Source organism: Bartonella sp. MR100HLJHH, assembly GCF_042194215.1.
In the GTDB taxonomy this organism is placed as follows: Bacteria; Pseudomonadota; Alphaproteobacteria; order Rhizobiales; family Rhizobiaceae; genus Bartonella; species Bartonella grahamii.
In genome coordinates, this window is sequence record NZ_JBHIMR010000014.1 from 1 (window position 1) to 11,247 (window position 11,247).

At 39.3% G+C, this 11,247-nt stretch carries 5 protein-coding genes and 1 tRNA gene; 1 reads left to right on the forward strand and 5 read right to left on the reverse strand.

Going from position 1 to position 11,247, the window contains the following annotated elements:
* Positions 1-135: 135 nt before the first annotated feature.
* The 5 genes from ACFIJ7_RS07910 to ACFIJ7_RS07930 all read right to left on the reverse strand — a co-directional run bounded on the left by ACFIJ7_RS07910 (position 136) and on the right by ACFIJ7_RS07930 (position 3,980).
* A tRNA-Gln gene (locus ACFIJ7_RS07910) sits at positions 136-209 on the reverse strand.
* A 63-nt stretch (positions 210-272) separates the two neighbouring features.
* Positions 273-1,031 (reverse strand): ABC transporter ATP-binding protein, encoded by a 759-nt coding sequence (locus ACFIJ7_RS07915; RefSeq protein ID WP_375636423.1) that lies wholly within the window; start codon positions 1,029-1,031, stop codon positions 273-275.
* Complete coding sequence (locus ACFIJ7_RS07920; RefSeq protein WP_375644974.1) at positions 1,028-1,978, reverse strand: iron chelate uptake ABC transporter family permease subunit; 951 nt, start codon at positions 1,976-1,978, stop codon at positions 1,028-1,030. Before ACFIJ7_RS07920 ends, ACFIJ7_RS07915 begins: the two co-directional genes overlap by 4 nt.
* Positions 1,971-2,927, reverse strand: coding sequence for an ABC transporter permease (locus tag ACFIJ7_RS07925; protein WP_375644975.1), 957 nt, complete (start codon positions 2,925-2,927; stop codon positions 1,971-1,973). Before ACFIJ7_RS07925 ends, ACFIJ7_RS07920 begins: the two co-directional genes overlap by 8 nt.
* 102 nt (positions 2,928-3,029) lie before the next feature.
* Positions 3,030-3,980, reverse strand: coding sequence for a siderophore ABC transporter substrate-binding protein (locus tag ACFIJ7_RS07930; protein WP_375644976.1), 951 nt, complete (start codon positions 3,978-3,980; stop codon positions 3,030-3,032).
* Between the two features lie 197 nt (positions 3,981-4,177).
* Between ACFIJ7_RS07930 and ACFIJ7_RS07935 the strand changes: the two genes are divergently transcribed.
* Positions 4,178-10,774 (forward strand): autotransporter outer membrane beta-barrel domain-containing protein, encoded by a 6,597-nt coding sequence (locus tag ACFIJ7_RS07935; RefSeq protein WP_375644977.1) that lies wholly within the window; start codon positions 4,178-4,180, stop codon positions 10,772-10,774.
* Positions 10,775-11,247 lie beyond the last annotated feature (473 nt).

The window sequence follows — 11,247 nt, forward strand, 5'->3', positions numbered from 1 at the left end:
AGGTCTTTGAAGACCCTTTGAGAACCACTTAAAAACTCTTTGAGAAAAAATAAATTGGTACAAAACCTAGTGGCAAATTATACAAAACCCGCTGGCAAGCTACAGGCAAGCTACAGTGGCAAGCTACAGCTACACTGGCTGGGGAACTTGGATTCGAACCAAGATTGACGGAGTCAGAGTCCGCTGTTCTACCATTAAACTATTCCCCAATAAGCCAATTTTATCATCTCTAGCAGATTCTACAGTGTAGGCAAGCGCAAAAAATCTTTAGATTATCGATAATAAAGAGCGATAGGAATGTCATTGATTGTTTTGATTTGAATATCAACATCATAAATGTCTTTAAGAATTTCTGGTTGCATAATTTCTTTGGGAGTTCCACAATAGGCTGCTTTTCCATTTTTCAGTGCAACAATCATATCTGAATAAGATGAGGCAAAATTAATATCGTGCATAACAATAAGAATGGTTTTTTTCAGTTCATCAGCTGTGCGGCGTAACTGCTTCATCATAGAAACGGCATGTTTCATATCCAGATTGTTTAATGGTTCATCTAAGAGAAGATAATCAGTATCTTGGCAGATAACCATGGCTATAAAAGCGCGTTGACGCTGACCGCCAGAAAGCTCATCTAAAAAACGGTCTTTTAAATCTTGTAAGCCGAGATAGCGTAGCGAACTGTCGATAAATTGTTTATCTTCATGTGTATACCAGCCTTTTGAATAAGGATAGCGTCCGAAACTTACTAAATCGTACACGGTTAAACGGAAGGATAAAGGATTATCTTGACGCAGAATTGAGAGTTTTTGAGCCAAAATATCGTGGGGCATTTTATCAATATCAAAGCCATCGATATGAATTGTACCATTATGGTATGACAAAAGACGTCTTATCAGCATTAAAAGAGTTGATTTTCCCGAACCATTTGGCCCAATGAGAGAAATAATCCCCCCTTTGGGAAGATGAAGGCATAAATTATCGATAATCAATCGTGCTCCGTAAGCCTTGGAAAGATGATTGATCTCAATCATTTTAGTTTTCCCTTCATCAGTAACATTAAGAAAACAATACCCCCACAAAATTCAATGATAAAACTTAAACGTCCTGCCATGTGAAAAATTTGTTCTAAAATAAATTGTCCTCCCACCAAACAAATAATCGCTAATAATATTGCAATCGGCACAACAACACAGTGTTTTGCTTGAGGAGAAAGTTCATAGGCAAGGTTGGCAACTAACAGTCCAAAAAAGGTGACGGGGCCTACTAATGCGGTAGAAATGGATACGAGAATGGAAACAAAAATAAGGACAGCTGTCGCACTTTTGTGGTAATTAACGCCAAGATTGAGGGCATTTTCACGTCCCAAAGCTAAAATATCAAGAAGATGACGGGAATGCCATCCAATCAGACTCACAATGAAGACAATGATTGTGGCAAAGCTTATTAATGGTGTATTGAATTTATTAAAATTTGCAAACATAATATCGGTTAAATTCATCATTTGGTCTGGATTTAGTTGCAATTGCATAAACATCCGTAAACTGAAAAAAAATCCGCCTAAAACAACACCGATTAAAAGCGTCAAATGAAGCCCTTTTAGGCTTCCTGAAAAGAGCCAGCGAAAAAGGCTTATTGAAAAAAGAATAAGAATGAGGGCTTCGAGAATGAGTTGTCCTTCTTCATTTAAAAAGGACAAAGAAAGAGAGCCTACAAAATATATCAGAACAGTCTTTATTAAAATATAAAGCTGATCAAATCCCATAATTGAAGGGGTAAGAAGACGGTTATTAACGATTGTTTGAAATAAAACCGTAGAAACGCTTATTGCATAGGCAATAAGAAGCAGAGAGGAAAGTTTTGTAAGACGAAATGTCCATGTATACACATTGATATTCCACGTCATATAAAGACTAATGACAGTACATGCTATGATGATAAGTGTTGTTAGTACACATATTGTTTTTTTTCTTCTATCCAAGACGCTTTCTCCAGCGTAAAAGCAGTATCATAAAAATAAAACTACCGATTACACCCATCATAGTGCTGATGGGAATTTCAAGAGAGGGATGAATTATTCGTCCTACAAGATCACAAATTAAGACCAATCCTGCACCGCTGATGGCCACCCAAGGAGCGGTACGGCGCATATTATCGCCCATGAAATTTGACACAAGGTTGGGAACAATGAGTCCAACAAAAGGAATACGGCCAATTGTACAGACAACAACAGCAGTGATTGAGGCGACAATAAAAAGACCAAAAAACATGACAGCACGATAATTCAATCCAAGGTTATTGGTTAAATCTTCTCCCAAACTTGCAACTGTAAAGCGATCAGCAGTGAAATAGGCGAGAATACAAAGGGGAAGGGATAGCCATAAGAGCTCATATTTTCCTTCAAGAACCATTGAAAAACTGCCAAATAAGTAAGCTTGAAGAGAGGGAAGTAACATTTCATAATCTGCAATGGCATTGGTTAAAGAGCCAATAATATAGCTTAGCATAATCCCTGTAAGGGGTACAATGAGAGCAGATTTTAGAGGAATGCGGCGCAATAAAAATATAAAAAGTAAAGTGCCTGTCATGGCAAAAAGTGTCGCAACGACCATTTTTCCTAAAACAGAAATATCGGGCAGAAAAATCATAATAAAAAGAATGCCAAGGGAAGCAGATTCAACAGTTCCAGCGGTTGATGGCTCGACAAAGCGATTGCGTGTCAATAGTTGCATAATCATACCTGAAAGTGCAAGTGATGCACCTACTAAAAGGATTGCAATGGTACGAGGAAGACGTGTTTGCCAAAAAATAAGCCACGCATGGGGATCTGCTGCGAAAAGGTCAGAAGGCGTGACATCAGAATAACCAACAAAAATGCTGAGGATGGACAGGAGAATGAGAAGTGTTATGGTTATCCAGTAATTCTTCACGTTAAATCATTTTCTAACAAAACCTAAAAAAGCAAAGACTGCTTAATAAACAATCTCTGCTTTTAAATTTTATTTATATAGCAAGCAAGCTCTTTTGTACGCTTATTTGCTCTTTGTAAAGGCTTCATTGATCTGCTTAGCGGTTTCAATGAGTCCCGTTAAACCACCACTTGCACGATACCAGCTCCAAGAGTCCAAATAAATAATTTGATTTTGTTTGCTTGCTGTTGTGCGGTGAACAAGCTCATTGTTAAGCAATTGTGCTGCAGATTGCCCTTCACGTCCAATTGCGGCATCCCGATCAATCACCAACAACCAATCAGGATTTGTCTCAAGAATAAATTCAGGAGAAATGAGCTGTCCATGTTTTTGTACAGTGAGTTTATCGGTTGCTGGGGCAATTCCAAAAGCGGAATGCAAAATATCAAAACGTGATTTTGGTCCTAAGGCACTGATTTTTCCACCAGAGGTCATGAGTACAAGACCTTGGCCTTTTCCTTTAGTATTTTTACGAACTTCAGCTAAAGTTTCATTGAGTTTTGCAATTTCTGCTGCAGCTTCTTTTTCTTTGCCAAAAATTTTGCCAAGGATAGACACATTCCGTTCAATATCTGCAAGAGAGTTTTCATTTCCTACAGTTAGATCAATTGTTGGAGCGATTTTGGATAAATCGTTATATTTTGCTTGAGTTCTGGAGGAAATGATAATCAAATCAGGTTGAAGAGTGGCAATTTTTTCATAATCGGGTTCAAAAAGGGTACCAATTTTTTCATATTTTGCATCATCAAATTGTTGCAGATAGGATGGTTTTTTTCCTTCAGGAATACCGATAACCGCTTTGATACCAAGGCGATTCATATTATCAAGAGAGGCAATATCAAACACAATAACCTTTTGCGGAGAAGCGGGAACAGGAGTCGTGCCTGAAACATGATTAATTGTTACATTTGTTTGAGTACTCGTATTTGCAATACTCGTCTGTGTCCATAAAGCTGTTGCAAAGCTGGTTGCAACCAGTAAAACAGAAGTCATCCATTTCATATATTTTATCATCGTAATTTTATCCTTTTATCTAATATTATAAGGGTTTGCGCACTTAAAAACTTAACTTTGGTATTTTTATGCACAAAATGAAGCGTAAATAAATAACACTATGTTGTAAAGTTGACTAACATATGTTACAAATTGTTCACTTACCTCATTTTCACTTAATTCTAGTGTTTTTGCAACATATTTAGAAAGTTTAACATATGACCAATGTATTTAAAAAGCGTACAAGTCTGTACGCACTGACAACAAGTGCTCTCTTCTTTTTGCAAGGTGTAGATGCTTCGGCTGGTTGGTTTGACATATCATTTCCAAAACTACCTTCTTCATTTTCATCTCTGATACCATCTTTCGGAGGTTCATCACCATCTCCTGCGCCTAAAGAAGAAGAATTGCCTGCGCCTCCTTTACCACGAGTCGCTGACCCAGGCGCTGGCGTTCCTGGTGCTGGTGGACTTGGTGGTGCTGGTGGACTTGGTGGTGCTGGTGGACTTGGTGGTGCTGGTGGACTTGGCGGTGCTGGTGGACTTGGTGGTGCTGGCGGTGCTGGTGGACTTGGTGGTGCTGGCGGTGCTGGTGGTGCTGGCGGTGCTGGCGTTGGCGGTGTCCCTGGCGGTGTTGGCGTTGGTGGTGTCCCTGGCGGTGTTGGTGTTGGCGGTGTCCCTGGCGGTGTTGGTGTTGGCGGTGTCCCTGGCGGTGTTGGTGTTGGTGGTGTTCCTGGCGGTGTTGGTGTTGGTGGTGTTCCTGGCGGCATTGGCGGTGGTGGTGTTCCTGGTGCTGTCCCCGGTGCTCCTGCTCCTGGTGTTGTCCAAGGTGCTCCTGGTGCAAGTCCATGTCCTGATGGGAGTTTCTTGTCCCTTAACTCTGTGCTCTGTTTTGATACGAGGTATCATCAGCTAAAGAGAAGTACTATTGGTGTGTTGGAGTTTGGTGATAACGCTATGCATGTCACAGGACAGGTTATTCGGAAAGAGGTGTATAAATCGGGTAAGAAACAAGTCTTGTTTTCGGATCGAGGTACAACTGTTGAGTTAGATACTGTGTCTATTAGGGGGATAGCTGTTCCAAAAAATTATGTAATTTTAAATCCTAGTAACATCGGTAATCCTGATGATTTAGAAAATAGGCCTGATGATTACAATAGCTATCTTGATACAAAAGTGGGGGCAGGAATATTGGCAACACTTGGTTCAAAAGTTAAGCTAGAAAATTCAAATATTAAGGACTTTATAGTTGGGGTTGATGCTCAAGGCGATTCAAGGATTCATATGAAGGGTGGAGGAATCTATTATACTGGGATAGGAGCTTCTTCTGATCAAGATTCGTTTATTTTTCTAAATGGAGTGGATTTTTATCCTGTTGCGATTGGTTTGAAAAGTGAGGGCCGGTCTGGAATAATGATGCAGTCTGGGTCAATTAATCTTGATACAGGTGCTTTGGGAGTTTTTGCCGGATATAAAGGGATTGTAAGACTAGAAGGAGTTCGTATTAACAGTCGAAAGGGGATAACTGGGCGAAAGAGTTCTGATTATGATTCTGAAAGTTCTTCAAATCTTATTTTCCTGTCAGATGGAGGTCTTATTTCTGTTGAAAAAGGAAGAGTTGAGGGCTCTGATGCAGTTGCTCTTTGGGTTACTGATGGTGCTATTGAGGTTGCAACCGCTCCGATAGATGATCGTGGTTTTAGTGGTGGTCTTTTGGCAAGTCGTTTTCATATTGATGATACGGATGGTGGTGATATTTATTCAGAAGATGAAATGCTTGAGCTGAATGGACTCTATTATACTTATCACGCTACGGAGGATGCTCTTGTTACTCCTCTCTCTACTATAGGGAAGACTAGATCTAATCAGGATGCTTTGCAATATATAGTGAATATAACGGGTAAGGAGAGTGAAAGTCATTTTAAGATTAAAGCTGATATTCAAAGGTCAACTATTCAAATAGCGGGAGAAGGTTCTTATGGCATATATTTTGATACGGCAGTTACAGAAGATGAAAAAAAAGAAGCTGCAGAAGAAACAGATGCAGAAGGAACCATAATAAATAAAGACAATAGTCGTACAGCGCAGATGGTTTCTTTAACAGGAACTACTCTTAAAATTCCAGAAGGTATAGCTATTTATGGTGGTGATTTAAATGGTGCTGTCATTTTAGGAGAGAATAGCGTTCTTTCGGGTGATCTATTTTTAAAAGCTAAATCTCATTCTAGTCTATTGGTGCACGCTCATGAATCTTCAATTATAGGTGCAGCTCGTGTTGATGAGAATGCAAAAGCTGCGCTTTATTTGTCTCGTTCAGGACTGTATTTAACAAAAAGTACTCATCATCAACCATTGGAGAAAGATAGACATCGTATAGATTCAAATCTTTCGGCGGTATATCTTACAAATAGTAGTATTGTATTTTTGCCTCCAAAAAGTGCAGATGAAGGTTATCAAACACTGCAACTTGGAAATGGAGAAGGTACGTATCTAGGTAACGGTTTGTATGCTGAAGGAGATGCTAGGCTTTATGTCAATGTGAATTTTGTTTCTGGTGATTCAGGTAACGTTAAGCTTATGTCTGATAAGCTTTTGGTTTATGGCGCTGTTACTGGAAAAACGAAGGTGTATGTAAATGATAATTCTGTCATCACCACTTTAAATGAAAAACTAAAAGATGGAGAGAAAATTCAGCGTCAAGCTGTGCAAAATCAAGGTGAACGGGAGCAAAATACAAAAAAACCTGCCGCTCTTCCAATTATTCAAGTTTATGGAGAGGCACGAAAATATTCTTTTGAACTTGCTAATGAATATGTCACATTGCAGGGATCTCCTTATCAATATATTCTTAGGGCGTCTGGTCCAATAACATTTTCCAGTAATTCAGAAGAATTGGGAGAATGGGGAGAATTGGAAGATGGTCCTGATACACTGTGGACTTTCAGCTTAGAAAGTAAGTTAGAAAATGGTGAGGAGCGGCGAAATGTAGCTGCTAGTATAGCTCATGGACCTCGTAATAGTATTAAGCCTGTTGTTTTTGATGTTTCGTCATCTGAAGGTAAAGGCACTGTATCTGGGGTAAATGGTTCTTCAGAATTAGATTCTTCATTAGCACCTGATCAAGTTACTGCATCTGTTGGAAATCTTACTCCAACTTTTGAAGTTTCAGGAAATACTCTATCTGCTTCAGGAAGTGTTTTGCCAACTGAGGAAACTGTTGATGGAAGTGTAGATACTTCTTTTATTGCTTCTCCTAATAGAACGGATAGTCAGAATGAAGTAGAAGATGCTACAGTGACCCATAGTGATACTGATACAGTTGATGTGAATGATGTAAGTGAAGGTGGTACTCCATCACCGGAAACAGAAGATAGATTAACAGATGGAAATAGTGAAACTTTAAGTATTTCTCTTCTTGATAATTCAAGTGCGGAATCTGATGATGTGGGGTATGATATAGTGGACGAAGGAGGTAATATTACAGAGGGTAATAGTACAAAGGTTGAATTAATTCCGTCTCAGACTGTTATATCTTCTGCTCCTCAACCTTCTACGCTGGAGAGTTCTGTACTTGGAAGGTCTGACACAGGCGATTCTGATGTGGAATTAGGTCCTTTGACTGGAACTTCTTCAGTTTCTGAAACTGAAGAACGGACTTCATCTTCTGCTCCTCAAGCTTCTACGCTGGAGAGTTCTGTACTTGGAAGGTCTGATACAGGCAATTCTGATGTGAAATTAGATTCTTTGACTGGAACTTCTCCAGTTTCTGAAACTGAAGAACGGACTTCATCTTCTGCTCCTCAATCTTCTTCGTTGGAAAATGTCAAGACTGAAGTGCCTGCTGCTTCTGGAAAAACTAAAAAGCCTAAGCTTTCTTCTACTCTAGTTAATTCTATTAAATCTAAGCAAAGGAAGCCTGCCTCTAAGGAGATGGATGGTAAACCTGTAGCGCGTGTTCTACTTTATAATAAAGGAGCCGACACACTTAGATCTGAATCGCAAAAGCCTATGGTGGCGACTGTATCAGCCAATGGTATAAAGCAGGAAGGTGTTTCTTCTCAGTGTAGTAATACGGGGGAAAATGGTACGGAAAGATTGCAAGGTGCTTATTTTTGTAGTGATGGTCGATCACATACAATGACAAATCTTACACTGAATGCAAGTGAGAGAACTCAGCATTCTATGCATGCAAAGAGTAATACAGTTGTTAAATTAGAAGGTGCTACTATTAGTGGTGCAGATTCTTCTGATAGTAAAAATAGTGTTGATTTGACTGCAATACAGGCTGTGAGTGCTGTTCTTGCAGAAGAAAAAGCAGAGATTGTTTTGGATAATAAATCAACAATTACATCTTCTGTGATTGGGCTTGAAGCGCAAAGTGGCGGAAAGGTTAAGATGACTGGAGGGACAGTTGATGCGCTTTATGTGGGTGCTTTGGCTGGTTCTGGATCATCTATTAATTTAAAGGATACAAAAATTAACGTGACGGGGGATGTTGCAGCTGGTCTGGCAAGTCAAGGCGGTAAGATAGCCATGGATTCTGGGGCTATTACTTTGGCAAAGGGAGTAGCAGTGTTGTCAGAATCTGGGGGGAGCGTAGAGTTAGACAAAGTTAGCATTAATGTGAAAAAAGCGACAGGGAAGTTAGATTCCATAGAGAACTTAGAGCGTGCAGCTTTTCTGTTGAGTGATAATGCTTCCATTGATTTTAAGAATGGAAATGTTGTTACTGATTCTCGTGCTTTGTGGATTATGAACTCTGGTGATAATGTGGTTGAGGTCGGTTCTTCTAGGAGAAGGAGATCTTCTGAGGTTCGTCCTACTATGAATCGCGCAAATATCGAGTCTTCTACTGTTAAAGTAGAAGGTGATGGAACCTATGGTATATATTTTGATGGAGTAACACAGAAAGAAGAGAGTCAACAAAATCGAAGTAAGGATTTAGCAACTGAGGAAGCAGTTGTTGTTAAGTGGAGTGCTGTATCCAAACAGGAGAAAACACCTATAGGCATAACAGGAACAGTTTCGTTGAAGAAAACTGATTTTGAAGTTGCAAAGGGTATAGCTATCTATGGTAATAATTCTGGTGGTCATGTTTCATTAGAAAATAAAACAACTCTTGCTGGTGACTTATTATTAAAAGCCGAGAATGATTCTAATATATCAGTTACGGTTGATAGCTCTATTGTTACAGGCGATGTTCGCGTTGATAAAAGTTCTTATGCAAAATTAGACTTGGCTAATAGTTCACAGTGGGTTCTAAAAAGAAGTGCGCAGAAGAATTTGGGTACTCTAGATTCAGGATGTGTGGATACATGCGTTTCTTCTGTGAGACTTGTAAATAGTGCTATTGATTTTAGATCTTCCGAATCTGAAGGGAAATATCAGACTCTCCATATTGGAAATGGGAACGGCACAGTTTATGAGGCACAGGGTGATGCTGTAATTCATCTCAATGCACGTTTGAATCCCCATGATCCGAGTGATCAACAAGTCACTGATCGACTTGTCGTTCATGGTGATGTTTCTGGAAAAACAAAAATACATGTACGAGGTGATGCGGGCAATGTAGGAGTTGTTAAAGCGAATGGAAAGATTGCTCACAGTGTTTCAGTTGTTCAGGTCTATGGTCAAGCGAAGAAAGACTCTTTCCAACTCGATGGCAATTATGTTGCACTGAGCAACTCACCTTACAAATACACTCTTCGTGCTTATGCTCCAAAAGCGACTTCGAAACAGGAGCATGTTCAGCAGAAGTTTGTTAAGGATGGTGGAGAGTTTTGGAACTTCCGTCTAGAAAATCAGTATGTTAAGTCTATGGGATCTGCTGCCCTTCCTGAACAATTTGTAAGGTCTGTTGTTCCACAGGTTCCAACTTATCTCAGCTTGCCTAATAGCGTATTCCACGCTGGTTTGATGGATATTAGCAATCAAAATAAGCAATTGGAGACGTTGCGGATGACTTCTACAGGAATGGTAGACGTTCGTGAAAATCCTGCTTTATATTTACGCGGCTATGGTGGAAGTTATCGTTATGCTTCAGATCTGTCCGCACTTGAATATGGTTATGACGGCGATCTTAGTTATAATGGTGTAGAGGCAGGTGTTCTGCTGCAAACTATTGAAAATTCTGATAGCGCTATATCCTTTGGTGTTATGGGAACTTATGGAAAACTTTCTCTGCAGCCTTTGAATGTTGAGCAAAGTCAGAAGAGTGCATTTGATAAATGGACTGCTACAGTATATGGTAGCATGCAGCATAATGTTGGCTTCTATGTTGATGGTCTTTTATCCTATGGGCTGTTCAAAGGTGATGTTCTCACCCTTGCACGGGGTAAGACAGCAACATTGAAAGGTAATCCTTTAAGTGTTTCCTTATCTGGTGGTCAGACAATTGCTACAGGATATAAGGGTTTTGTCTTTGATCCGCAGGTTCAGGTTGTGTATCAACATCTCCAGTTTAATAAAGCCCGTGATATCGACAATTTTGATATTGAAATGGGTAACCTTGATCAGTGGGTGGCACGTGTTGGTGGACGCTTAACCAAGACTCCTACAGGCTCTGAAGGCGTGAATGCTGTTGCTTTCTATGGTAAGCTTTATCTTGCTCATGGTTTTGAAGGAAAACAGTCTGTGCATTTCAATGATGCTTTCAAGTTAGGGGCTTTTGGTTCTTCATTAGAGGCTGGGTTAGGCTTTAATGCCAAATTGTTGCCACAGTTCTCTCTGCATGCTGATGTTCTCTATCAACATAAGCTTAATAAGGCTGGTTTTTCTGGAACAAGTTTTTCTGGAGGAATACGTTATCAGTTTTAATATAAGGTACAGTATGTACTTTTTAGAAAAGGCAGTACAATGTGCTGCCTTTTTTCTTTGTAACAACTTGTATTGCTCTTAAAAGCTTTTCATCTTCTTGATTGAGCAAAAAAGACATAGTTTGTTTTATGTATGAGAGCACTTTTCTACGCTAAAGCGAATTTTCTTAAAGTTTATGCTGCTACTGATGCGATAGAGTGCCTTGCTTTTATCGGCTTTTTAAGCGTTCAGCAGTCCAGTATGCGTTAGGTTATCCTTTTTGGTACTGTATTGATATTATCTAATATAATATTTGATGTTTTCTAAAACTCGTTTTTGAGAGTTTGTTTTCCACTGATTTAAATCATTGTTTTATTTATCTCCTTGTGGATTAATTTTTAAAGTTCACAAGGTTTAGTTGTTTTTTTAATTAATTGCACGCACTGATTTTATTTTTTCTTTACACGAAATACAGAATGCATTATACACCTATA

Bases quoted from the DNA above. Each gene is read 5' to 3' on its own strand.
- ACFIJ7_RS07915 (WP_375636423.1), bottom strand. From the start codon at position 1,031: ATGATTGAGATCAATCATCTTTCCAAGGCTTACGGAGCACGATTGATT.
- ACFIJ7_RS07930 (WP_375644976.1), bottom strand. From the start codon at position 3,980: ATGATAAAATATATGAAATGGATGACTTCTGTTTTACTGGTTGCAACC.
- ACFIJ7_RS07935 (WP_375644977.1), top strand. From the start codon at position 4,178: ATGACCAATGTATTTAAAAAGCGTACAAGTCTGTACGCACTGACAACA.